We start from the raw sequence: 23,190 nt of genomic DNA on the forward strand, positions 1-23,190 counted from the left end.
CTCCCGCGGCGGGATGGCCTGAGAGAATCGCGAGCCCTGGGGATCAGGTCAAGCGGAGTCGACTCACGCGGCGCGCATCCGGGCGATGCGCCGCGCGACGTGCGGGTCGCTGCCCGCGTCGAGGCCCGCGAGGTACTCCTTGAGCTTTCGCCCGCGCTGGGCGAGGTGCGCCTCGAGGTAGGGCGAGAGCGCCTTCCAGCGGAGCGCCCAGCCTACCTCGGCGCTCATCGAGCCGTGGTGCGGCCGGTCGACGAGCAGCGCGCCGAGCCGGAGGCCGAGCTCCGGGTCGCCGATCTCCTCGAGCTGGCGCCCGAGGACGGCGAGCGCGCCGGCGGCCGGCGAGGTCGCGGGCGGCGCCTTCCAGGTGTCGCGCACGGCGCGCGCGAACGCGGCGGCGTCGAGCTCCGAGAGCAGCTCGATCGCGCGGACGAGCGGCAGCCGATCGGCCGCGCTCGGCGCGACGACGCGGGCCATGAGCGCGTCCACGGCGGCCGACAGCGCCGCGTCGGTCGCGGGGTCGAGCCCACCGAGCGGCTCGAGCGCGCGGCGGGCGCGGCGGACGGCGCGCCCGAGGGCCCAGCTGCGCCGGCCGCGCGCGGCCGCGAGCGCGGAGAGCGCGTGGACGGCGGCCCTCCGCTGCGCCTCGGTGGCCTCGCCGGGCCGCACGCGCGGCGGCAGATCGAGCTTCGCCGGCGGCGGGGCGGCCTTGTCGCCGCTCGACGCCGGGGCGCTGCCGGCGGGCGCGCCGCCCGCGGGTGCGGCGACCTCCTGGTAGCCCTCGCGGAGCTTCTCCGCGATCTTCTTGTCGCACTCGCGCGCCGCGGCCTCCGCGGTGGGAAACGCCTTCTCCTTGCGCTGCCCGGCGGTGCCCAGCCGGCCGTAGACGACGACGAACGTCGTGTCGTCCACGTCGGCCATCCAGAACTTGGCGCTCGTCCCCTGCACGAACTCGAACCGGCGCATGGAGGCGAAGCTATCACGCCCTCTCGCGCTCGTGGGCCGCCGCGCCCGCAGGCGCCGGCGCGACGTCGAACTCGATGTCTCCGTCGGCCAGCGTGAAGGCGGCATGAGCGAAATCCCCGCCGGGGAAGTGCCGCTCGCGAGCCCGCGCGGTCGCCCCGCAGGGGGGCCGCCCGGGCGCCTCAGGACGGCGGCGGAGAGTCCGGCCGGCGCACCAGCACGAACGGCGCGACCACCAGCGACAGGAACCGCAGATCGAGCTGGAGCGGCCATCGCGCGAGATCTTCGGCCGTGGGCTTGGTCAGCTTGCCGGCCGCGATCCAGGCCTGGACCCTGGCGGCGTCGTTCGCGGCGATGGCCTCGCCGACGTCCAGGAGGTCGAGGTCGGCCGCGACGAGGATGACCCCGTCGCGGGCCGCGTGGGCGCGGAGATCGGTCCAGAAGACCTCCCCGAGCGTCTTGGCGAGCTGTTCGCGCATAGAGGGCAGCATAGGGCCCCGGCGGCGGCCGCCAAGCCGGCAAGGCCCCGCGCAGCGCCGGCGGCCGCGACCGGGCTCGTCTCGAGGGCTACCAGCCCATGTTGTGGTGAATCCAGCAGTCGATCTGCTCCCAGCCGATCGGCGTGCCGCGGTGGCCGTTGAGGATGTGGCCCGTGTCGGGGACGATCGCCTTCGTCACGCGCGCGGCGCTCGTGTAGAGCGCCGCGTCGGAGTTCACATACGACGCCGGCTGCAGCTCGTCCGTCTCCCCGAACTGGATGAGCACCGGGCTCGTCACGTCGTGGATGCCGGAGAGCGAGGGGTCCTCGGAGACGGCGAGGAGGCTCAGGAACTGCCCGCGCGTGTACGTGTCGGCGATGTTGGCGTTGTCGAAGGCGATCAGCGCGGGGTCCGCGTTCGCCGCGTCGTAGAAGACGTCGGCGCGGATCTCCGGCGGGATCGCGATATAGGGCGTCTGCAGCAGCGCGGAGATCGCCTCCGGAGAGACGGGGATCGGGTGCGGCGTGAACGTGAGGCCGGTGTTCACGAGGACGTCCGCGTCATTGTAGGTGCTCTGAACGTACGTGCTGATGATGGCGCCGTTCGAGTGGCCGACGAGCGCGATGCGATTGAAGGGCGTCTTGAAGACCCCGCCGCGGGTGCGCATCTCGGTGAGGACCTGATGCACGCTCTCGGCCGTCTCGGCCAGGTCGAGGAAGTCGCCGTCCGGCCGGCTGCTCTCCCCGGCCCCGAGCATGTCGAGCGCCAGGACGGCGTATCCCTCCTTGGCCATGTGCCGGGCATAGGAATAGTCGCGTCCACCGATCGACGGGATATCCCAGTACTCGTGCGTGTAGGTGAGCCCGTGGACGAGCACCTGAAGCGGGCGATACTTGTAGTGGTCGCGATAGTAGAGGTAGCCCACGACCTCGTACGTGTTGCCGTCGGAGAGGGTCACCGGGAACACCAGACGCTCGACCTTGGTGTGCCGGCTCGACGACGACGCCTCGGCCTGGCTCGCGGGGGCAGAGGTGGCCGCGAGCGCCGCCGAGAAGAGAACCGTGCTAAGTGTGCGGGAATACAAATTCATCGATCGACCCTCATGGTTGCGGAAGGTGATGGGAGGTGAGGCAACGTCTCTCGCGGTGCGATGTCCCGTGGTCTCTCAGCTCCAACTCCACCTCGCGAGGCTCGCAAACACCGGACCATAAAACGTCTGATCCACCAAGATAGCTCACGAACACTGCGCGCGCCGCCCTCGAACACATTTCTTAATGAGTTTCGTCTCGGGGGCGATGTCCGTGTGAACCGCTGGACCCGGCCGTGCCGTGGCGCGGCGCAGACGCCGCGCGCTTCGCTGCGTGGATCGTTGCGTGGATCGTTGCGTGATCGCTGCGTCGATCGTTGCGCTGTGCCGCAATGATTTGCGTCCGCGGCTGGCGTGGATGAACGGTTTCCTGCAGATGCCGGAGCCCACGTCCGCGTTGCGCTTGCTGTGCTGGCGATAATTTTACTGCTATGCTTCAAGGTTCTTCGTCATCCGTCATGGCCAGCCGCCGCCGTGACCGCGTGAGTCCGGGGTGATGCGCCAATATGCGATTTTCACGGCCGTACTGCACTCCGTCGCCTGGCCCATCGGTGACCCGGCGCGAACGGGCGGTTCCGGGGATCCTCGACCTCGACGCGGGCGCGCTCCGCCCGGCGCGCGCCGCGCGGCGCGCGCCGGGCGGAGCGCGCCCGCGTAGGCGTGGCACGGTCGATGCCGCTCAGAAGCTCGCTTCGACGCCGAGGCTCGGGATGACGATGGGGCCGAGCTCCTCCGGCGCGCAGCCGCGCAGGATCGAGCACTCGTATTGCAGCGTCTCTTTGCCGGCCGTCGCGTTGAGCGCCTCGACCGTGAGCGAGATGGTTCGCCCCTCCCCGAGCACCCACCGCTTCTCGAGCCGCAGGTCCAGCCGGAAGAACGCCGGCAGCCGCTCTGGCAGGTTCAGCCCGCGTACGTACCGAGCGATCTGCGCGCGCAGCCGCTCGCGCCGGCGGATGTCTTCCTCGGTGTCGGGGCGATCCTCACCGTCGTCGGGTCGCTGCCCGTTCAGGGCGTCGTTCCCCCAGAGATCGTAATCGAGCGTCATCGGAAGGCCGCTGTAGAACACCGCCCGGCCCCCGAGCTTCCAGCCGCGGCCCAGATCGACCGCGGCGGCCGCGTTGAGCACGTGCCGGCGGTCGAAGGCCGAGTCGAACGTCTCGCGGCCGACGTGGCGGACCGAGCGCGAGAGCGTGTAGGACACGAACCCTCCGACCCGCTTCGACAGGCTGCGATGCGCGTGGATCTCCAGGCCATGGGTGCTGCCGGTGCCGCGCAGCTCCGCCCGCTGCGCGAGGCCGATGTCGGTGCCGGGCAGCCGGTTGCCGAGGGCGTCGCTGAGGTCGAAGAACCCGCTCCGGAACGCGGTGATCGTCGCCTTGATCCCCTCGGGCAGCCGGAGCTCGACGCCGGCGCTCGCGAGCAGCCCGGTCTGCACGCCGCCGCGCAGGCCGCCGATCTGCAGGCCCGGCACGGCGCCGAGGAAGCTCGGCGGCTGGTGGGTCACGCCGAAGGCGCTCAGCAGGGCGACGCTCCGCGTCGCCTGCAGCCGCGTGGCGAGGCGCGGATCCACCGTCGCCGCGGTCTCGCCGCCCGACGCGAAGAGGTCGCCGCGCACGCCCGGCACGATCTCGAGCGCGGGCGCGGGGCGCACGACGACGTCGGCCCAGAGCCCGGCGGCGAGGTCCTCCCGGCTCGGGAACAGGCGCGCGAGCGCCCGGTCGTTCCGGCTCGGGAAATCCCCGTCGCGCTCGCGGATGTCGATGTCGAACCGCTCGAGCTGCGCGTCGGCGCCGGCGCGCACGGTGAGGTGCTCCGAGGCGGGCGCGGACAGCTCCACGCGCGCGCCGAGGAGGCGCGTGCTCCCGGCCCGCTCGCCGTCCTGGTTCGAGCTCTGCTCGTAGCCGAGCGTGACGGCGTGCCGCAGGCGGCCGCCCCGGCGGAAGAACCGGTCGTAGCGCAGGTCGAGCCGGTGGAAGTCGCCGGCGAGCACCACGTCGGTCTCCCCGTCGTCCTCGATCTCGGCGAGGTAGTCATGCGACCCGAAGGCGAAGAGCCCGACCCGGTCGTACGGCGAGAAATCGTAGGTGGCGCGCGCCTGGTAGTCCCAGTACCCGAGCTCCACGCCGGGCGAGAAGAGCGAGAGGAGCGCGCCCGGGTAGGCGTAGCGGCCGCCGACGAGCGTGGTGCCGCGGCCGTCGGCCCAGGGCGCTTCGACGAGGACGCCGGCGTCGAACAGCCGGACGTTGGCCTCGCCGTGGAACAGGCGCGAGGGCTCCCTCGTCTCGCCGGCGATGACGCCGCCCGTGTAGCGCCCGAAGCGCGCCGGGAAGCCGCCGGGGTAAAGATCGACCCGCTCGACGAGCGCCGGGTGGATCACGCTGGGGCCGAGCGCGACGTGGTAGAGCAGCGGGACGCGCACGCCGTCGACGAAGTAGCCGACGTTGCCGGGCGGCGCGCCGCGCACGAAGAAGTACGGCACGCCCGAGGCGATGGGCGTCACCCCGGGCATCGCCTCGACCGCGCGGAACGGGTCGCCGAACGCGCCCGGCATCTGGCGCACCTCCTCGCGGGTCATCGAGGTCGTCATCGGCGCCGCGCGCTCGCCCACGACCACCACGTCGATGGCCTGCGGCGGCGGAGGCGGCGGGGGCGGCGCCGGCGCGGGGCTCGCCAGGGGCGATAGCGGCCCCGCGGCGGCCGGCGGAGGCTCGGCCGCCGCGGCGGGCGCGGCGGGCGCGGCGGGCGCGGCGGGTGCGGCGGGCGCGGCGGGGCGAGGGTCGCGGAACGTCACGCGGAACAGGATGCGCGCGCCGATGGGCTGCCCGTCGCGGCGCGCGGGCTCGAACCGCCACGAAGGCGCCGCGCGCAGGGCCGCGCTCGCGAACGGCTCCGCGCCCTCCGCCGCCTCGACCGCGCCCACCGTCCCGTCGGCGCGCACCGTGATGCGGAGCACCACCGTCGCGTCGCCGGCGCCGCCGGGCGGGTAGGGCGGGTCCGTCGGGCCGATCGGCGACGGCAGGGTGACCTGCGCGGTCTGCGCCGCGGCGGCGCGGGGCTGCCCCGCCGCGGGCTCTGCCGTCGACTCGCCTTCCATCAGCGTCAGGAGCGCGCCGGCCGCCGCGGACGCGGCGATGACCCGGCGCCGGCCGCGCAACGGGCGGCGACCCGCCGAGCGGGAGGCGCGCGGCGCGGCGCCGGCCGCGGCGCCGGCCGGGCTCCGGCGTCGCAGCTCCCTGTCCTCCGGCTCCTCCATCGGCGCTCCGGAAACCATGGAGAGTCGCGCCGGCATGCTCAAGCGAAACGTGCCGCCTCGGTCGCGCGCTCCACGCGGTCGGTGCGCCGCGCCGAGCTCGCCGCGCTGGACGCTGGCACCCTCGCTGCCGTAGAACGCTGGGAGCGCCGACGTGGGCTCGAACAGGAAGCGACAACGGAAGTCCTGGGGCTCGCGGGCGCTCGTCGCGCTCGCCGTCGCCGGGCTCAGCGCCGCAGGGGTCAAGTGCGGCCTGGAGCGCGGGCTCGAGGAGCTCGGCCTGGGCCGCGGCGAGGACCGGCCCTCCAGGCCGTCTCCGTCGTCCGGCCGATCCAGCAGCCCCTCGCCGCCGAAGGGCGCCCCGACGAAGGGCGCGCCCTCGCCGCGGCCGCCGGCGCAGAGCGTCCACCTCGAGCTCGGCGTGCCGGCCCGCACCGGGGCGCAGGCCGCCCGGGCCGAGGCCGCGGCGTCCGACGATCATCTGATGATCAAGCCCCAGTACGCCCTCTCCTACAACCGCTCCAGGAACGTGGCGAACTGGGTCAGCTGGCGGCTCGACGCGGCGTCGTTCGGCGACGCGCCCCGCCACCGGGGCAAGTTCCTCGCCGACGCGGCGCTGCCGGACGGCTGGTACCGCGTGCAGCACGACGACTACACCGGCTCCGGCTTCGATCGCGGCCACATGGTCCGCTCCGAGGAGCGGACGCGGACCCCCGACGACAACAAGGCGACGTTCCTGCTCACGAACATCCTGCCGCAGCGGCACGACCTCAACGCCGGCCCGTGGCTCCGGCTCGAGGAGGCGTGCCAGGAGCTCGCGCAGAAGCAGCGGCGGGTGCTGTTCGTGATCGCCGGCGGCCTCTTCGGCGGGCGCGCGCGCCCGGCTGCCATCGGCAAGGGCGTCGCCGTGCCGGACGCGTTCTTCAAGGTCGCCGTGGTCCTCGAGCCGGGGCAGGGGCCGGACGACATCGGGCCGGCGACGCGCGTCATCGCGGCGGTGATGCCGAACGAGGCGGGGATCCTGGACGAGGGCTGGGGGCAGTACCGCACGACGGTGGACGAGATCGAGCGGCGCGCGGGCTACGACCTCCTGACCGCCCTGCCCGAGGCGGTGCAGCGCGCGCTCGAGGCGCGCACCGACGACGGGCCCGTAGGCGGCCGCTGAGCGGCGCGCCCTCCGTCGATCACGTCTCGACGACCCTGGTCTTGAGCCCGAGCCACGCGCCCGACGGGTGGCGGCCGACGACGTAGGCGTCGATGTCCACGCGGCCCACGCGGTAGACGCGGAGATCGGCGAGGTGGCGCTCCAGGAGGTCCGCGAGCTCCTGGTACCGCTCGGCGTCGGCCCGCGCCGCGTCGCCGGCCTCGGCGGGCGGATCGAGGACGGGCGCGAGGAAGTCGTCGAGGGTCGTGACCTCGACCGGCGTCTCGGCGGCGAGGCCCTCGGCCGCGCGCAGCGCGGCCGGCGACGACGCGTCCCCGCGCGACAGGAACGGCTCCAGCGGGTGATCGGACTCGCTGGGGAACAGCAGGTTGTGCGCGGCCTCCCCCAGGGAGGCGAGGAGCTCTTCGGGCGACGCGGAATCGGCCTGCATGCGGATCTCCGGAGGGCGGTGCGGCGAGGGCGGCTCGCCGCGGGGGCTATTCTACCGTGAAGCCGAAGGCGTACGGCGCCTGCATCGGCACGCCGTCCACGCCGAGCGCGCTCCTCACGTCGGAGACCACCACCTCGTAGGCGCCCGGCGCGAGCGGCTCGGCCGGCGTGAAGACCAGGCGGCCCGGCGCGGCCTCGACCACCGCGCCCGCGACCGGCTCGCCGTCGCGCGCCACCTGCACCGACCCCTCGTAGCCGCCCGCGCCCTGCGGATCGATGTCGCGCGAGAAGCCGACCTCGATCGCGGGCGCCGCCGCGACGACGTCGCCGTCGGCGGGTGCCGTGCCGGACACGAGCGGATCCCGCCAGAAGCGGACCCCCTTGTCGATGTCGGGGAGCGCGCCGTCGTCCCACGCCGTGGAGGTGTTGTCGACGACCTGGGGGCCGCCGCCGAGCGGGATCGACACGGCGCGGTTCGTGACCCCGGTGATGCGCCCCCACCACTCCACGCGATCCCAGGTGCCGCGCGCGTACTTGTACTGGAGCTCGGTCCCCTCGGGGATCTCGACCGTGGTCTCCCAGATCCCGCCGCCCACGCGCGTCATCGGCACGAGGCCCGGGTCCCACGGGCCGAGCGCGCCGATGCTGCCGGGCACGTAGACCGTGTCCAGGGCGGGCGTCTCCGGCGGGGCCCAGACGCGGAACGTGACGGCCACCGGGCGGGGCGTCGCCGCCTGCACGATCTCGTTCGACGCCGGCGACTCGGCGCCGTCCGCGTGCACGGCGCGGACGATGTAGAAGTAGGTCTGGTCGGCGGTCAGCCCCGCGTCCGTGAACGTCGTGAGCGCGCCGTCCACCTCGGCGTGCGGGGTGTCGCCGTAGAGCCCGCCGGGGAGGTGCCGGTAGACGCGGTACGCCACCGCCCCGGGCACGGCCCCCCAGGCCAGGTCGATCGAGGCGGCGCTCGCGCCCGTGACGCGCAGGTCTTCCGGCGCCGGGGGCGCCTCGTCCCGCGGGAGCACCGTCACGGTCACGGGCGCGGCGTCGCCCACGGCCACGCTGACCGGCCCGCGCCCGGAGAGCCGGATCTCGAAGGCGACGGTCGCCGTCGCGTCGGCGTTGATCCGGAGGAAGCGCGCGTCGGCCGGCGCGCCGCCCACGATGAGGCCGACCGTCTCGCCGCCGACGAGGTTGCCCAGGTTGGTCACCTCGGCGGTCACCGCGACGACGTCGCCCTCCACGGCCACCGCCGGCAGCGCCACGTCCTCGACCGCGTAGCGCGGCTCCCGGTAGTCCTCGAGGCTCGCCGTGTCCTCGGCGGTCGCCGGGCGGAGGCGGACCGCCTGGCCGCCGCCGGCCTCCATCGCCGCGACGAGCGTGTCGCCGGGCCTGACCAGGAACCGGCTCCGGGCGACCAGGTTCGGGCGCGCGTCGTAGTCGGCCTCGGCGTCGTCCGTGTACGTCTCGGCGACGAACGCCCCCTCACCGAGGAAGTCGAGCGGGATCCGGAGCGCGCGCGGGGTGCTGTCCGTGCCGCTCCCGAGGTACCAGTCCCCCCCGCTCCGGCGCGCGACGGTCGTGTGCTCGCCGATCGCGGCGTTCAGCACGCGGGTCTCGTCCCAGGTCACCGGGACCTGCTCGATGAAGGCGAGCTCGGGCTGCCCCTCGTAGTGCTCGGGGACGTCGGTCACCATCTGGAGCCCGCTGAGCAGGATGACGTAGAGGGCGAGCTGGTGCGCGCGCGTCGTGTGCACCCGGGCGGGCGGGTTCCCGGCGAAGGGGCTCTCGGGGATCTTCTCCGGCGCCCAGAGGACGTCGAAGATGCCAGGGTTGTAGTCGACCGGGCCCCCGAGCATGCGGGTGAAGGGCACGGTCAGCGTGTGCGAGGCGGGGTTGCCGTCGCTCCAGGCCTCGTACTCCATGCCGCGCACCCCCTCGCGCGTCATGAAGTTGGGATACGTGCGCTCCTCCCCGGTCGGCTTGATGGGCTCGTGCGCGTCGACCATGATCTTGTGGTCCGCGGCCCGCCTCGCCACCTCGGCGTAATGGTTCACCATCCGCTGGCTGTAGTGGTGATAGCCCGGGATGCTCCCGACGTATCCTGTCTTGACGGCGTGGATGCCGAGCGACTCGTAGAGCCCGAACGCGTCGTCCAGCTGGGCCTCGAAGCCGTCGACGTTGGCGCCGGTCTCCATGTGCGCGACGAAGCCGACCCCGCGCGCCGCCCCGTACGCGACGACCTCCTCGAGGTCGAAGCGGTCGTTCGACGCGGTGTAATCCATGTCGGTCCAGCTGCCGTCCCAGCCCCGGTTCCAGCCCTCGGCGAGGACGTACGGGATGCCGTGATCGCCCGCGAAGTCCATGTAGCGCTGCGTGTTCTCGGTCGTGGCGCCGACGTGCTCGCCCGGCTCCCACGTCGACAGGCCCTTGTGGATCTCCCACCAGACGCCCATGTACTTGCCTGGCCGCAGCCACGACAGGTCGCCGTCGCAGATCGCGCACGGATCGTTGAGGTTGAGGATCAGGTGCGACTCCAGGAGGCGCCCGGCGCCGGTGCCGATGGTCAGGGTGCGCCACGGCGTCTCGAAGGGCAGCGTGATCCGCGCCTTGACGGCGGAGCTCTCCGCGCCGCTCTGCGCCGGCACGAGCGCGCTCCGGAACGCGTGGGGGGCGCCCGGGAGCGCCTCCAGGGTCATGGCGGCGTAGTCGTCGAGATCGGCCTCGTGCAAGGCCACGTAGAGGTCCTCCGCCAGCTGGACCGTCAAGGGCGTATTGGCGTTCTCGACGGCGCTGAGCGCGCCGCGGTTGTACAGCGACTCGTCGCCCTCGAAGTCCGCGCGCGTCCACCAGGCGGTGCCGTCCGAGGCGAAGCGAAACTCGGTGTCCTCGGAGGTGACGGCGAGCTCGCCGAGGCCCTCCTGCGCGGGGATGACGTACCGGAGGCCCATCCCGTCGTCGAAGACGCGGAACACGATGTCGAGGCGCGTCGCCGGCGCGCTCGACGCCAGGTGGACCGTGAGCTCGTTGTAATGCTCACGAACCTCGGAGGCGGCGCCCCACACCGGATTCCATGTCGAGTCCACGGTCCGCCGATCCGCGCCGGTGACGCGCGCGCCGCGGCCGAGCGGCCCGAGATCGCCGAGGGCGAGGCCGAGCGCGGAGTCGGCGAGGATGGCCCTGCCCGCGCGCTCGACCGAATAGACGGGGACCCCGCCCTGAACGTCGAACGTCACGACGATCTCGCCGCCGGGAGACGTCACCCGATGCTCGTCGCCCGGCTCCCCGCCGCCCGCGCCACCGAGACCGCCGCTGCCACCGAGGCCGCCGCTGCCACCGAGGCCGCCGCTGCCACCGAGACCGCCGGCGCCGCCGAGGCCACCGCTGCCACCAAGGCCGCCTTCGCCGCCCGAGCCGCCGCTGCCGCCGCTGCCGCCGCTGCCGCCGCTGCCGCCGAGGCCACCGCTGCCACCGAGGCCGCCTTCGCCGCCCCGGCCGCCGCTGCCCGCCTGGCCGCCGCCAATGCCACCCTCGCCGCCAAGGCCGCCGTTGCCTCCCTGGCCGCCGCCAAAGCCACCATCGCCGCCGAGACCGCCTCCACCGGCGCTCTGCCCGCCCCCGGTGCCGCTGGGTTGATTGTGCTCGTCATCACCACAGCCGGCCGCCAGGGGGACGAGCGACGCAACCAGGCCGAGCCAGGCGACCCGAGTGCGAATCCTTTTCGCGATCGTTGCGCATTCGATGGTCATGGGCGTGCGTCCGGCATGGCCCACCTCCCCGGCGGCGTCAATCGCGAGCCGTCCCCTGGGTCGATGGTAACCTATTGGAATTGATAGATTTTTCTCGGCAAGGGACCGGGCGGTGGCCACGAGCGCCGGTTGCGCTTGACATCTCAGGAAGATTTCGAAGCCGCTTCGTCCCTCGCCGTCGCCGCGGTGACGCAACGCTCCTCGTCCGCGCGCTGCCGCACGGGAGAATCCGCTTGCTCCCGGGGCTTCGGCGATGGTACCGGGACGCGCCCGCCCTGGGGATCCGATCCACCCTTCCGCTTTCCGCCCTCGCGTTGCATGCTCAGCGCAACCCGAGCAAGGAACAAGGATTCAAGGTGCCATGTCCAAGATGAAGCTCAAGCCCGGCGTGATCACTGGTTCCGCTCTTCAGGAGCTGTTCGAGTACATGAAGAGCGTCGAGTGCGCGCTGCCGGCCGTGAACGTGATCGGCTCGCACAGCACGGTCGCCGCGCTCCAGGCGGCACGGGAGGCCAAGAGCCCCGTCATCATCCAGTTCTCGAACGGCGGCGCCCACTTCTTCGCCGGCAAGTTCCTGGACAACAAGGGCGAGAAGGCCGCCGTCGCGGGCGCGATCGCGGGCGCCCACTACGTGCGGAACCTGGCCGAGGCCTACGGCGTGCCGGTCGTCCTGCACACGGACCACGCCGCGAAGAAGCTCCTCCCGTGGGTCGACGGCATGCTCGAGCACGGCAAGAAGTTCTTCGAGAAGAACGGAGAGCCCCTGTTCTCCTCGCACATGCTCGACCTGTCCGAGGAGCCGCTCCACGAGAACCTCGAGATCTGCCAGAAGTACCTGCGGCAGATGGCCGCCATCAAGATGACCCTCGAGATCGAGCTCGGCGTCACGGGCGGCGAGGAGGACGGCGTCGACAACAGCGGCATCGACAACGCCAAGCTGTACACCCAGCCGGCCGAGGTCCTCGCGGCCTACGACGCGCTGAAGCCGATCGGCAACTTCACGGTCGCCGCGTCGTTCGGCAACACGCACGGCGTCTACAAGCCGGGCAACGTGCAGCTCCGGCCGCCCATCCTGAAGAACTCCCAGGACGCGATCCAGAAGGAGCGCAAGACGGGCGCGAAGCCGGTCGACTTCGTGTTCCACGGCGGCTCCGGCTCGTCGCCCGAGGAGATCCGCGAGGCGGTGTCCTACGGTGTCATCAAGATGAACATCGACACGGACACGCAGTGGGCCTTCACGCAGCCCATCAAGAAGTACATGGATGACAAGGGTGCTTACCTGAAGTCGCAGCTCGGCAACCCCGAGGGCGAGGACAAGCCCAACAAGAAGTACATCGACCCGCGCGGCTGGCTCCACCTCGGCGAGAAGGGCCTGGCCGCGCGCCTCGTCGAGGCGTTCAAGGACCTGAACTCGTTCGACAAGTTCGAGTTCTGATCCGCGGCAGCGAGGGGCCCCGCCCGCCCGGGCGGGGCCCGCGCCGCCCGGGCCCCCGGCGGATCGCCGGGCGACGAGCCCCGGCGAGGCGGGACTGCAACCAAGTCTTTTGTCGCGCGCCGGGGTCGGCGCGACCTCGGCGTGCGCGTCGCGGGAGAGCGCTTGTTCCGGCGGCGCTGTCGGTCGTCTGCGGGCTCAGGAGGGCGACGGGTGCGCCTCGCGCAGCGAGCGGACGGCCCCGGCGGCCGCGGTGCGGCGGCGGGGCAGCCGGGAGAGCGGCAGGCCGAAGAGGCCGAGGGCGGTGAGCTCGATCCCGAGCGCGGGGAGGAAGGACGACCCCGCGAGCGCGCTGGTGATGACCTGCACGAGGACGAGCGGGGCCGCGATCGAGACGAGCGCTGTCCGGTACGCGATGCCGTGCAGCAGCGCGAGCAGCACGCCGACGATCCCGGCGGTCAGGCACCCGTCGGCGCCGGGGAGGAGCGCCAGCGCGCCCGGGGTGCGCAGGGCGGCGCGGATCCACAGGAGGGCGCCGCCCCCGAGGAGGAGGAGCGCGATCGGCAGATTGCCAGAGGAGCGGGTCGTGGTCGTCTGGGTCTGGAAAGCCATGATCCCCGGCCGAGAGCACGCCATGTGCCCACGACGGCTCCCCGGCGAGGACGGCTGCCCGCGCGCGGGGAGATGCACGGATTGCGCGTCGGCGCATGCCGTGCGCGTCAGGGCGCCGGAGGGCCGGGCGGGTCGCCGGGGTCGCCAGCGTCGGCGCGCGCGGCGCTGCGCGCGGGATCGACGGGTGAGGGGCCGCTGCGCGCGGGATCGACGGGCGAGAGGCGGATGCCGAGGTTGAGGAGCTTCACGCAGTCCTGATCGCACGCGGGCTGCCCGACGGGTAACCGCGAGCACCGCGCGACCTCGACGAGCTCCCCCGAGCGCCCGTCGGCGATCATCCGGCACCGCACCGGGGTGCCGGTCCGCGGGCAGACGAGGGTGACGTCCGAGGCGCGGTAATGGCGCCGGGCGAGCAGGCGTCTCGTCGCGACGACCACCGCCCCAACGCCGCCGGCTGCCGCCAGCAGCTCGATCAGCCAGTCTGCTGCCATCGTGACCCCTCCGAACGCTGCGTGTACGACGCAGCAATCGGCACGCCATCGGGAGCGCCGGCGTGAGCACCCCGGCGCGGCGAGCAGCGCTCGTCGCCGATGCACGCCGTGCGCCCTCCAGCGCAGGGCGTGCGCCGCGGCGCGAGGACCGAGCCGCTCGGCCCGCCGGCCGCGCACCCGCGGGTCGGAGGAGCGGGGCGGAGGGGCGCGGGATCCGCGGCAGGAGGCGCGATCGGAATACGGCCCGGACGGCTCGTCGCGCCCGTGCCGCGGCGCGCCCTCGCGCGGATCGTCGATTGCACAACCCCTTTTCATCGGCCGAGGGCCGCGGGAGGAGGTCACGATGACCCGTCGTCTGGATGCACCGGAGAAGCTGGCGTGGCTCGAGATCGAGGGGGGCGGCGTGGAGCCGCAACAGGTGCGCTGCCCGCGGCGAGAGGAGGCGATCGACGTGCGGGCGTGCCTGGCGTGCGAGCGCTACGCGACGCTCGCGATCCATCCGAGCGGGAAGAAGACCTATGTCGTGTGCGAGCCGCTCGACGACGCGCCGGACGAACGCGCGTAGCGGCGCGAGGGGCGCCGGCGCTGGAGGCGGGCGGGCGGTGCAGCGCACCTTGAACGCCCGGCGAGGACGTGCGAAAGCCTGTCGAGCCACGAAGGCGTCCGGAGAGCGTCGCGATGACCCCTCGCCCCAAGCCCACCCGCTCGGCCTGCTTCCAGCCGGACAACTACGTCGATCTGGCGCTGTTCACGAACCGGGAGGAGCTCCTCAGCGACCTGGTGGAGAGGCTGAAGAGCGTCCTGGAGCCGGGTGGACCGGGGCAGGCGAGGATCCTGGTTCGCGGGCATCGCGGGGTCGGAAAGTCGATCCTGACCCGCAAGGCGCTCGACACGGTCATCTCGTCGCCCGGCGCGCTCCGGGTCATCGTGGACGGCGCCCAGACAGGCCACGGCCCTGACGCCGTGCTCAAGCGCATCGCAGCCGACCTCGGCCGTGAAGCCACGGAGAACGCGAACGACCCGGCGCTGCAGAAGGGCGCGGAGCTGCTCCAGCGCTTCGCTGCGCTCACCAAGGTCAGCGTCAAGGAGGTTCGCCAGTGGTCGCGCAACATCCAGCTCGGCGCTTCGGTGAAGTCGAAGCTCGTCGAGAGCGTGCAGGTCGAGTTCGGCATCAGCGGCGCCGCCGGCCGGGTCCGGACCGTCGAGGAGTCGTACGAGCGCGCGATCGACGCCGATTTCCTCAGGGACAAGGTGCAGGACTTCCTCAGCGACTGCCGCGCCGCCGGGGAGCACGTGGTCCTCTTCGTCGACAACCTCGATCAGGTCGGCTACGCCGAGATCGAGGAGGACGTGCGTCGGGTCACCGATCTGGCGAAGGCCATCCTCGGCTTCCGGGACTGCGTGGTCGTCGCGAACCTCCGCACCGAGTTCGTGTCTGCGGACCTGCGCAAGCTGTACTCGAACGAGGTCGTCGTGAAAGGCCTGGAGCCCGAGGAGCTCCTCCGGATCGCGAAGACGCGGATGGGCACGGCGGGCCCGGACAAGCGCCTGGCCCTCAAGGAAGCCGGGTTCGAGAAGCTCGCAGCGACGCTCGCCTCGTGGACCACGAATGCTTGGGGGTATCTCTCGTGGCTCGCGGATCTCGACTACGAGCGGATCGACTTCGCGCCCGATGACGGGGATCGCTTGCGCGAGGCCCTGCTCCGGATCGCGGAGAATCGGTTTGCCGGGCTGCGCGGCGAGGAGATCCGCCGCGTCGCGGCGGCGTTCAAGCACGCGCCGCACCAGTTCCTCACCGGCGTCGAGCTCGACACGCACGGCGTGACGCAGGAGCTCCGTGAGCGCGCACTCCGGTACGGCGCTCTGGTTCCCGACTGGCTGCTCAGCCCGGATCGGTACATGCTCTCGCCCGGGCTCCACTTCCTCTGCGAGCACGCGGCCGGTCAGGCTCCCTGACCCGGAGGAGGCCGCGTGCGCCTGTTCGCCGGCGATCATTTTCCGCGCCTCGCCGTCCAGAGCGGTGATCTGCCGCGGCCGTGGGTGATGCCGCTCGGGCTTCCGCGCGCGCACCGCGACCGCCTCGCGGTGTTGCTTGCGCAGGCGCTGCGCGCGCTCGAGCCGGATTTGAGGCTGGTGCAGCTCCGCTGGGCGGAGCGGCACGCCCTGCTCTCGGGCCGGATCAACCTGCCGAGCTCGGTGCTCGTGTGGTGGCGCGTCGACGCTGTGCCGGTGGTGGACCCGCAGGCGGTTGTCATCGAGGGCAGCAAGATGACGCCGGGGCTCGCGCTGTACGACTTCGATCAGGAGGTCAGCTTGCCAGCGGAGGCGTGGCTCGGGCCCCTGAAGATGGGGGTGCTGCACCGCATCCTGGATCGGCTGCTCGATGAGCGGCCGGTGGGGGGATATGAGGAGATCGCCGATGCAGTCCGGGAGATTTCGGCAAAGCTGATCAGCCCGATCGACCTCGTCGATGCGGCGGAGGCCATGGTCGAGGCCGAGGCGCAGGGCGAGGGGGTCGGCGTGGCGAAAGCGGAGGCGATCGGACGTATCATCGCCGGGCGATTCGCGACCGGGCCAGCAGAGGCCGCTGTGCGCGCCCTCGTTACAGTCGGGAGGGGCGAAGCGCTCGGAGCCGAGGGGCGCGAGGCGCTGCACAAGGCGGGGTTCGCCGACACGGGAGGAATGCTGCCGATCCTCGACCTGCTACGCGACCAGGAGGTCCTCCGGCGGGCGCTATTGCACGTCGCCGCGCTGCGGCGGTTCGAGGGATCAATCGCGGAGCTGGCCCCCGGGCTGTTTCCCGAAGCGGAGGGGCGGGCGTCACCGATACAAGTTGGCAGGGAGATTGTATCTACCCAGCTGCCGAGCCCCGTCGAGGCGCGCTCGCCCAGCCTGCCCGAGCCCCATGCCATGGCTGTCCGCACGGCGCTGAAGCTCGTCGAGGATGGTGATGCAGAGTCGGGAGCTCGGCTCCTGCTCCGATCTCGCCAGCAACGCGACGACAGCGCCTGGTCCAACGATGATCTGCATGTCGCGGGGATGACCCTATATAAGTTGGCGATAAACGAGAACCGGCGGCGCGGGGAGATCATGGATCCCACCACCATCGAGCGGATCGCGGCGCTCTATGATGCCGCGAGCGAATGGCTGGAGCGCTCCGGCGCTGCGCCCGAGGCGGCCGTGATGTCTCTCTTCGGCGCGGGAATCGCCCGCGCGGCACTCGATCAGTGGGATGCCGCCGAGGCGCTATTCGAGCGCGGACGCAAGCTGGCGGCGGCTGCTGATGATTGGAAGGGGCTCGCCTTCTGTATGGATCGCCTGTCCCAGATGAAGCTCTGGACGGGGCGCGCGCATGAGGCGATGGAGGATGCGGAAGAGTCCGTACGGCTCTTCCAGCGCCTCGGCATGCGGAGCGAGGAAGGCTCCGGATGGACGACGATCGGAGATGCCAGGGTCCAGCTCGACCAGCTCGAGGAAGCACGGGCGGCCTACGAGAGGGCGCTCGCCGCTTTTGACGACGCCGGGGATCGGGTCGAGCGCGCTGCCACGCTCCTCTCGCGTGGGCGGTTGTGGCAGCTCGAGGGCAACGTCAAGAATGCTCGCCAGGATTTCGAGGAAGCCCTGTCGCTCGCCAGGGAGCATAAAAACCGGCTCTATGAGGCTGCCGCGCATGAGGCGCTCGGGGAGCTTTCCCTGCGCCGGAGTGAGCCGCTCCGGGCTCGGGAAGCCTACGAAGAGGTCGCGCCGATCTATCACTCTCTCTCCGACCGAGCCGGGGAGGCGCGGGCAATCGAGGGGCTCGGCGATGCGTGTGCATCGATGAATGACGTGGCGCTCGCGCGAGACGCTTACAACGCGGCGCTGGAGCTTGCACGTGAGCTGAGAAATCCTTCCTGGGAAGCGGCCCTGCTCTTCAAATGCGCACAGGTGCGTCGTCAGGGCGGCGATCATGAAGGCGCTCTGCGAGAGTACGAAGAAGCCGCGCGCCTCTACGAGCAAACGGGGAATCGCTCTGCCGCGGGACGCGCGCTGATGGCGCTCGGCAGTATCATGGTCGAATTCAGAGATTGGCCCAATGTTGCCGTCTGGTACGAGCTTGCCGTCGCACGCTTCCGGGAGGCCGGTGACCGCGCACGTTTGAGCGACGCGCTTCGTTCCCTCGGCACGGCATTGTTCCTCGGAGATCAGGCGGAGAAAGCGCGAAACGTGCTCCTTGAGACGCTCGACGTCGCGCGGGCCGACGGCAACGAGCAGCTCGTCGCTGAAGTGAAGGAGCTACTCGACCACTTGGACATGGAAAGGAGACCGGGGGCACGACCCGGTGTCGCGCGGAGCTGAGCCTGCACAAAGAACCTGCAAGACGCCAAGCGCTGAATCTCTCCCCAGCGTCCTCGGCGTCTTGCAGGTTCAAATCTCCACCCCGTTCAGCGTTTCCGAAATGCTCGTCGCTTCAGGCGAGCCCCTCGACACCTCCCGCCCTGGAGGTGGGCCCCCCGCGGCGCGGGCGCCTCAGATCGCGCATCTTCTCCAGCTCGAAGAACCCCGCGAACGCGATCCCGAGCAGCGGATAGGGGAACAGGATCGCCATGGTCAGCAGCACGCCGAGGTGGAAGAGCCACGCGGCGCCGCAGAAGACGACCGCGATGCGCCGGCTGAACAGGGCGAGCGGCGCGCCGAGCTCCATCGCCAGGCTCGCGAGCGCGAGCGGCGGGAACAGGAACCGGTAGCGGACCAGCGCGCCGCCGAGCGGAGAGTGCGTGTCGCCGAGCGCGATCTTGCGCACGTTGTCGTAAGCGACGTAGTTGCGGAGGATATCGCTGAACGCCCAGTCGAGGCCGCTGTTCCGGAGCTTGGTCACCCCCGCGATGAAGTACGAAGCCACCGTGATCGCGCAGAACAGCCGGATCGGCCAGCCATAACGGCCGTCCGGCGCCGGCGGGGCGGCGCCCCCGCGCCGCGCGGCCCGCGCGTCGAGCGAGAAGGCGTCGGCCGACGCCCCGAGGCTCAGCGCGATGACGTGGAGCACGAGCAGGTTCTCGGTGTGGAACACCATGCCCCAGGAGTTCCGGTAGGTCAGGACCCAGAGCAGCAGCGCGCCGAAGAGCGGGCCGGCGACGCGGAACCGGTAGCCGGCCACGAAGGCCGCGCCGGCCGCGATCGCCGCGCCGATGAGGCCCCGCACCGCCCAGAGGGGGAGCGGCGCGGACAGCGCCGAGACCACGCCGATCGGCCTGAAGCTCTCCGGCGGCAGGTGGCCCACCCGCTGGAGGTGCACCGCGCGGACGCAGAGGTACACGAGGGCGAAGGCGCCGACGAGGAGCCGTAGGAGCGCGAGCCGCTCGGCGGGCGCCTCGGCGAAGAAGCCGCGGTCGAGCCGGTCGAGGAGCCGCCTCATCGCGCGCCCACCTTGCAGGTCGCGTGGAGCTTCGAGTCGACCGGGGTCTCGTGCCCATCGAAGAACGCCACGGCGTCGAAGGTGTCGGTCCGGATCTCGACCTTGACGACGTCGGCGTACCGATCGTCCTCCGCGACGCGGGTCGCGACGCCGCGGCACAGGGCGCGCGCCGCGCGGGCGCCCTGGCGGATGCTCTGCGCCAGCGTGGCCTTGGCCTGCAGCACCTCCTCGCTGCCCACGAGGCGCGGCGGGATCGGCCGCCGCTCGCCCCGGGAGTCCACGCCGACAGCGCGCTCCACCGTGGTGCGCGCGTCGTGGCGGCCCCACGAGAACATCGGGTAGGTCGACAGCGGGAAGCTGTCGACCGGAGGCCGCCGGAACAGCGGGGCGAGCATGAGGAGCACGAGCCCCGCCGTCACGCCGTACGCGTAGCCCTTGCGCTCGACCAGCCGCGGGCCGCCGCCCACGGCCGCGCTCGCCGCGGGGGCACCGGCCACGGCCGCGCTCGCGTCATGATCGCCCGCGCCCGCGCGTCCGGCTCCCTCGCCGCCGGCGCCCGCGCTCACAGCGGCCCCGCCGCCGGCGCGCTCCGCCCCGGCACGAGCCCCAGCATCCGGCCCCCGTGGCCGAGCGCGGCCCAGGCGTGCTGCACGTAGTCGATGCGGATCCGGGGAGACGCCATGCTCTCGCTGAAGCCCCCCTCGACGATCACGTCGCGGCTGCAGGCGAAGCACGTCGCCGGCGACCACTGCTGCCGCACCAAAAACCCGAGCACCCGCTCCATGAGCGCCCGCTCCCGCGCGAGATCCTCGCCCCGCGCCTCCTTCACCGCCATCGCCCCGGCCAGCGCCTCGCCGAACCCGGCCGTCGACGTGTTGTGCGGCGGCAGCACGTTGCCGAACCCGTACCCGCCCACGAGATCGGGCGCCACGTCGCTGTCCTCGTCGAGCACGAGCCGCGACTTGAACGCCACGTAGTCGAGGCAGAACCGCTCGTAGTCGTCCCGGCGGTGGTGGCCGAGCGCCGCGCGCGCCGCGAGGCAGTGCCAGTTCTCTTCCATGTACACGAAATCGCTGGCGAAATGGTCCCAGTAGCGGTTCGCGTAGTACTCCATGGCCCGGTCGACGGCGGCGCGCACCTCGGCCGCGGGCGGGAGCTCGGGCCGCGGATCGCGGGCGGCGAGCGCCTCGAGCAGCGTGAGCGCGAGGACCGACTGGCCGCCCTCGTAGAGCTGCGTCGGGCCCAGGATCGGCGCGACGCGCGCGAGGTCGAGCTGCGGCGCGAAGCCGCCGTCGTCCCGCTGCGTCGCGAGCACCATGCGGGCGAGCCGCCCGATGAGCGCGTCGTGCCCATCGCCGACGACGTCGCGGCACGACAGGAACGCGACGAGGCTGAGCGCCGTGGGGTTGAGGCTCGCGACCGTTCCGGGGCTGTCCGCGGGGTAGAAGAGCGCGCCGACGGCGCCGCCCTCGCCGCCCTTGCGCTCCAGCTTCGCGAGCAGCCCGAGCGAGCGCTGCACCACCTTCCTGAGCTCCGGCCGCGCCGGCGCGCCGCCGTCGCCGCCCCCGAGCTCGCACAGGGCGAGGGTGGTGCCGGCCTGTCGCGCGATCGAGAACCCGTCGAACGAGGCGCGCCCGGTGAACGGGTCGACGATGTAGCGGAACATCCCGTCCTTCCGCTGCGCGCCGAGGATGTAGCGCTGGGCCGCGGCCGCCGCCCGCTGGGCGGTCGCCTCGGTGAGCGGGACCGACGGCTCGCCGATCCGGGACAGGAGGTGGAGCACGCCGTCGGCGTCGACCGCGTAGCTCAGCGTCTCGATCCGCGCGAGGCCGCGGCGCAGCGCGGCGTCGTCGGGGGCGCGGCCGCCGGGCGGCTCGGGCTCGCCGAGGGCGCGGCGCAGGACGGCGAGGTCCACGCCGAAGCGGAAGTCGGGGACGCCGGCGAGCGGCGCGTTCGTGTTGAAGGCGTCGGTCGCGATGAGCTGCCACGGCATGAGGCACCGCTCCGCGAGGCAGAGGCCGTCGAGCCCGGGGCGGAGCGCGAGGCCGACGAGGCCCGGCCCCGGCGACGCGAGCGGCTGCACGGCCGAGACCACGTCGATCTTGAGGGGGCCGCGCAGCGCCTCGGCGAGCGCGCCGCGCAGCGCCGCCGCGAGGTCGTCGCCGGGCGCGGGCTGGAGGCAGCGGGTGGCGGCGGCGGCGCGCTGGGGGTCCTCGGCGCGGGCGAGGTGGGTGACGACGAGGGTGGGCCGGCCGGGCTCCGGGGGCGCGGGGCACGCGGCCGGCGCCGTGGTCATGAGCGACGGCGCCTTGGCCGGCGGCGCGGGGAGCGCGTCGAAGGACGAGAGCGCCTCGCGCAGCGCCGCCCCGGTGCGCGACGGCGCGCCGCCCGGCACGGGCAGGACGTCGGCCTTGGCGACCCGGTGGCGGAAGAGCAGCGCGATCGCGGCGAGGAGCGCCAGCGCGGCGAGCGCGGCGAGCGCGGGCGTGGGCCGGCGCTCCGGGCGGAGCAGGCGGAGGCCGCCGGTCGAGGCGACGCCCCAGCAGGCGAACGGCAGCGTGAGGAGCGCGACGACCGCCCAGACCGCGAGCAGCGCCGCGGCGATGCCGGTGCCGAGGCCGCGGTTCAGCGAGGCGACGTAGACGGCCGACGAGAGGAGCCCGTAGCTCAGGAAGGCGAGGTAGCCGAGCGAGGCGAAGGACGTCGCGCGGAAGGCGCGCGGCGCGAGGGGGTGGGGGAGGAGCGAGAGCGCGGCGGTCGCGGCGTGGAGCAGCGCGAGCGCGGCGGTGGCCACGGCGAAGAGCGTCCACGGCCGGAAGGGGAGGGAGAGGGCGGCCCAGGCGAAGACGGGGGCGTGGAGGGCGCTGAGGAGCCCGACGGCCCAGCGGCGGGGTGGGGAGGGCGCGGGGGCGGCGGGCGCGGGGGCGGCGCCGCGGTCGGAGGGCGCGGCGGCGTCCGCGATGGGGGCGGCCGGGGGGGCGCTGTCGTGGAGCGGCTCCGAGGGCGCGGAGGGGTCGGTGTCGGGCGCCTGCATGGTGCGGCGACGCTTATCACGACGTCCGGCGCGCACGATCGCCGCCGTGGCTCGACGGCGGCGCAGGGGGGGCGCCGGCTCAGCCGAACGCCTCGGCGACGACGCGGGCGACGTCGGCGTGCGCGGCGTTCCGCGCGTCGGCGCTCGCCGACGGCGCGTCGACGAAGCACGCGATCACGATCGGCGCGCGCGACGGGCGCCACGCGACCGCGACGTCGTTCGCGATGCCGTTGCCGGTCCCGGTCTTGTCGCCGACGACCCAGTCCTTCGGCAGGCCCGCCCGGAGGCGGGCGAGGCCGGTGGTCGCCCGGACCATCCACGAGGCGAGGCGCTCGCGCGACACCCGCTGGAGCGCGCGATCGCCGACCAGGATGGCTCGAAGCGTGTCGGTCATGGCGTCGGGGGTCGTCGTGTCGCGGAGATCGCCGGGCACGTTCTCGTTGAGGGCGGGCTCGTTGCGGTCGAGGCGCGTCACCTCGTCGCCGAGGCCGCGGACGTAGGCGGTGAGGCCGGCGGGGCCGCCGATCTGCGCGAGGAGCAGGTTGGCGGCCGTGTTGTCGCTGATCTCGACGATGGCGGCGCAGAGGTCCTCGACGCTCAGGCCGCCCTCCGCGAGCCGGGCGCGCGTGACCGGCGCGTGCTCGAGCAGATCGGACGCACGGTAGGTGACGCGCTGATCCAGCCTGAGCTGGCCCTGGTCGGCGCGGGCGAGGACGCACGCCGCGAGGAGCGCCTTGAAGGTGGAGCACATCGCGAAGCGCTCGGCGGCGCGGTGACCGAGGCGCGCCCCGGTCGCCGTGTCGAGGGCGGCCACGCCGACGCGGCCGCCGAGCTGCGCCTCGATGCGCGCGAGGGCCGGCGCGGCCTGCGCGCCCGGCCCGGGCGAGGGCGCTGGCGAAGCGGCGGCCTGCGCGCTCGCCGCCGCTGGGGGCGTCGTCGCCGGGGCCCCGCTCGAGGTTTGGGCGCCCGCCGGTTGCGGCTGCTGTGCTCCCGCACAGCCGAGGAGAAGGACGGAGGCGGCTCCACCGAGGAAGCCGCGGCGTGAGGATCGAGGGTGGTCTTGCATGCGGGCTGCCGTACGCCCGAGGAGAGATGCTCATTCCCGAGAGG

The 23,190-nt window shown here is 73.0% G+C and carries 18 protein-coding genes; 6 read left to right on the top strand and 12 right to left on the bottom strand.

What is annotated here, in order from left to right; genetic code table 11:
• Positions 1-63 precede the first annotated feature (63 nt).
• From WMF26_RS11665 to WMF26_RS11680, 4 genes are all read right to left on the bottom strand, one after another.
• On the bottom strand, positions 64-963 hold the full coding sequence (locus WMF26_RS11665; protein WP_438000374.1) for a WGR domain-containing protein: 900 nt from the start codon (positions 961-963) through the stop codon (positions 64-66).
• Positions 964-1,142: 179 nt separating this feature from the next.
• Positions 1,143-1,439, bottom strand: coding sequence for a DUF2288 domain-containing protein (locus tag WMF26_RS11670; protein WP_438000375.1), 297 nt, complete (start codon positions 1,437-1,439; stop codon positions 1,143-1,145).
• Positions 1,440-1,527: 88 nt separating this feature from the next.
• Complete coding sequence (locus tag WMF26_RS11675; protein WP_438000376.1) at positions 1,528-2,529, bottom strand: alpha/beta hydrolase; 1,002 nt, start codon at positions 2,527-2,529, stop codon at positions 1,528-1,530.
• A 676-nt stretch (positions 2,530-3,205) separates the two neighbouring features.
• Positions 3,206-5,797 carry a TonB family protein gene (locus tag WMF26_RS11680; protein WP_438000377.1) on the bottom strand — a complete coding sequence of 864 codons (2,592 nt, stop codon included), beginning with the start codon at positions 5,795-5,797 and terminating at the stop codon, positions 3,206-3,208.
• Between the two features lie 133 nt (positions 5,798-5,930).
• On the opposite strand from WMF26_RS11680, the gene WMF26_RS11685 reads away from it, so the two are divergent.
• Positions 5,931-6,941 (top strand): DNA/RNA non-specific endonuclease, encoded by a 1,011-nt coding sequence (locus WMF26_RS11685; protein ID WP_437337181.1) that lies wholly within the window; start codon positions 5,931-5,933, stop codon positions 6,939-6,941.
• 19 nt (positions 6,942-6,960) lie between these two features.
• On the opposite strand, the gene WMF26_RS11690 is transcribed toward WMF26_RS11685, so the two are convergent.
• Both WMF26_RS11690 and WMF26_RS11695 read right to left on the bottom strand, forming a co-directional pair.
• Positions 6,961-7,371, bottom strand: a complete 411-nt coding sequence (locus tag WMF26_RS11690) for a nuclease A inhibitor family protein (RefSeq protein WP_438000378.1) — start codon at positions 7,369-7,371, stop codon at positions 6,961-6,963.
• A 46-nt stretch (positions 7,372-7,417) separates the two neighbouring features.
• A complete protein-coding gene (locus WMF26_RS11695; RefSeq protein ID WP_438000379.1) occupies positions 7,418-10,630 on the bottom strand; it encodes a glycoside hydrolase family 97 catalytic domain-containing protein in 3,213 nt (1,070 codons plus the stop codon).
• A 3-nt stretch (positions 10,631-10,633) separates the two neighbouring features.
• Here WMF26_RS11695 and WMF26_RS11700 point away from each other — a divergent pair, with 3 nt between their 5' ends.
• Together WMF26_RS11700 and fbaA are read left to right on the top strand one after the other, a co-directional pair.
• Positions 10,634-11,200, top strand: coding sequence for a hypothetical protein (locus WMF26_RS11700; protein WP_438000380.1), 567 nt, complete (start codon positions 10,634-10,636; stop codon positions 11,198-11,200).
• 277 nt (positions 11,201-11,477) lie between these two features.
• Positions 11,478-12,551, top strand: a complete 1,074-nt coding sequence (fbaA, locus tag WMF26_RS11705) for a class II fructose-bisphosphate aldolase (RefSeq protein ID WP_438000381.1) — start codon at positions 11,478-11,480, stop codon at positions 12,549-12,551.
• A gap of 195 nt (positions 12,552-12,746) precedes the next feature.
• Here fbaA and WMF26_RS11710 read toward each other — a convergent pair whose 3' ends face one another.
• Both WMF26_RS11710 and WMF26_RS11715 read right to left on the bottom strand, forming a co-directional pair.
• Positions 12,747-13,160, bottom strand: coding sequence for a hypothetical protein (locus WMF26_RS11710; RefSeq protein ID WP_438000382.1), 414 nt, complete (start codon positions 13,158-13,160; stop codon positions 12,747-12,749).
• Positions 13,161-13,267: 107 nt separating this feature from the next.
• Positions 13,268-13,651: a hypothetical protein gene (locus WMF26_RS11715; protein WP_438000383.1), complete on the bottom strand. Its 384-nt coding sequence runs from the start codon at positions 13,649-13,651 to the stop codon at positions 13,268-13,270.
• Positions 13,652-13,994: 343 nt separating this feature from the next.
• On the opposite strand from WMF26_RS11715, the gene WMF26_RS11720 reads away from it, so the two are divergent.
• The 3 genes from WMF26_RS11720 to WMF26_RS11730 all read left to right on the top strand — a co-directional run bounded on the left by WMF26_RS11720 (position 13,995) and on the right by WMF26_RS11730 (position 17,989).
• A complete protein-coding gene (locus tag WMF26_RS11720) occupies positions 13,995-14,216 on the top strand; it encodes a hypothetical protein (RefSeq protein ID WP_438000384.1) in 222 nt (73 codons plus the stop codon).
• Between the two features lie 113 nt (positions 14,217-14,329).
• Positions 14,330-15,607, top strand: a complete 1,278-nt coding sequence (locus tag WMF26_RS11725; RefSeq protein WP_438000385.1) for an AAA family ATPase — start codon at positions 14,330-14,332, stop codon at positions 15,605-15,607.
• Between the two features lie 15 nt (positions 15,608-15,622).
• Entirely contained in the window at positions 15,623-17,989 is a 2,367-nt protein-coding gene (locus WMF26_RS11730; RefSeq protein WP_438000386.1) for a tetratricopeptide repeat protein, read from the top strand.
• A gap of 112 nt (positions 17,990-18,101) precedes the next feature.
• On the opposite strand, the gene WMF26_RS11735 is transcribed toward WMF26_RS11730, so the two are convergent.
• From WMF26_RS11735 to bla, 4 genes are all read right to left on the bottom strand, one after another.
• Positions 18,102-19,046, bottom strand: coding sequence for an HTTM domain-containing protein (locus WMF26_RS11735; RefSeq protein WP_438000387.1), 945 nt, complete (start codon positions 19,044-19,046; stop codon positions 18,102-18,104).
• On the bottom strand, positions 19,043-19,543 hold the full coding sequence (locus tag WMF26_RS11740) for a hypothetical protein (RefSeq protein WP_438000388.1): 501 nt from the start codon (positions 19,541-19,543) through the stop codon (positions 19,043-19,045). Before WMF26_RS11740 ends, WMF26_RS11735 begins: the two co-directional genes overlap by 4 nt.
• Before the next feature lie 65 nt (positions 19,544-19,608).
• Positions 19,609-22,080, bottom strand: a complete 2,472-nt coding sequence (locus tag WMF26_RS11745) for a hypothetical protein (RefSeq protein WP_438000389.1) — start codon at positions 22,078-22,080, stop codon at positions 19,609-19,611.
• 79 nt (positions 22,081-22,159) lie between these two features.
• Positions 22,160-23,146: a class A beta-lactamase gene (gene bla, locus WMF26_RS11750; RefSeq protein WP_438000390.1), complete on the bottom strand. Its 987-nt coding sequence runs from the start codon at positions 23,144-23,146 to the stop codon at positions 22,160-22,162.
• Positions 23,147-23,190: the final 44 nt, after the last annotated feature.

It is taken from the genome of Sorangium sp. So ce185 (assembly GCF_051526825.1).
GTDB lineage: Bacteria > Myxococcota_A > Polyangia > Polyangiales > Polyangiaceae > Sorangium > Sorangium cellulosum_D.

Coding starts and splice junctions, on each gene's coding strand:
- WMF26_RS11675 (WP_438000376.1), bottom strand. CDS start 2,529: ATGAATTTGTATTCCCGCACACTTAGCACGGTTCTCTTCTCGGCGGCG.
- WMF26_RS11670 (WP_438000375.1), bottom strand. CDS start 1,439: ATGCGCGAACAGCTCGCCAAGACGCTCGGGGAGGTCTTCTGGACCGAT.
- WMF26_RS11690 (WP_438000378.1), bottom strand. CDS start 7,371: ATGCAGGCCGATTCCGCGTCGCCCGAAGAGCTCCTCGCCTCCCTGGGG.
- fbaA (WP_438000381.1), top strand. CDS start 11,478: ATGTCCAAGATGAAGCTCAAGCCCGGCGTGATCACTGGTTCCGCTCTT.
- WMF26_RS11700 (WP_438000380.1), top strand. CDS start 10,634: ATGCTCGTCGCCCGGCTCCCCGCCGCCCGCGCCACCGAGACCGCCGCT.
- WMF26_RS11680 (WP_438000377.1), bottom strand. CDS start 5,797: ATGGTTTCCGGAGCGCCGATGGAGGAGCCGGAGGACAGGGAGCTGCGA.
- WMF26_RS11715 (WP_438000383.1), bottom strand. CDS start 13,651: ATGGCAGCAGACTGGCTGATCGAGCTGCTGGCGGCAGCCGGCGGCGTT.
- bla (WP_438000390.1), bottom strand. CDS start 23,146: ATGCAAGACCACCCTCGATCCTCACGCCGCGGCTTCCTCGGTGGAGCC.
- WMF26_RS11745 (WP_438000389.1), bottom strand. CDS start 22,080: ATGCAGGCGCCCGACACCGACCCCTCCGCGCCCTCGGAGCCGCTCCAC.
- WMF26_RS11720 (WP_438000384.1), top strand. CDS start 13,995: ATGACCCGTCGTCTGGATGCACCGGAGAAGCTGGCGTGGCTCGAGATC.
- WMF26_RS11735 (WP_438000387.1), bottom strand. CDS start 19,046: ATGAGGCGGCTCCTCGACCGGCTCGACCGCGGCTTCTTCGCCGAGGCG.
- WMF26_RS11665 (WP_438000374.1), bottom strand. CDS start 963: ATGCGCCGGTTCGAGTTCGTGCAGGGGACGAGCGCCAAGTTCTGGATG.
- WMF26_RS11725 (WP_438000385.1), top strand. CDS start 14,330: ATGACCCCTCGCCCCAAGCCCACCCGCTCGGCCTGCTTCCAGCCGGAC.
- WMF26_RS11710 (WP_438000382.1), bottom strand. CDS start 13,160: ATGGCTTTCCAGACCCAGACGACCACGACCCGCTCCTCTGGCAATCTG.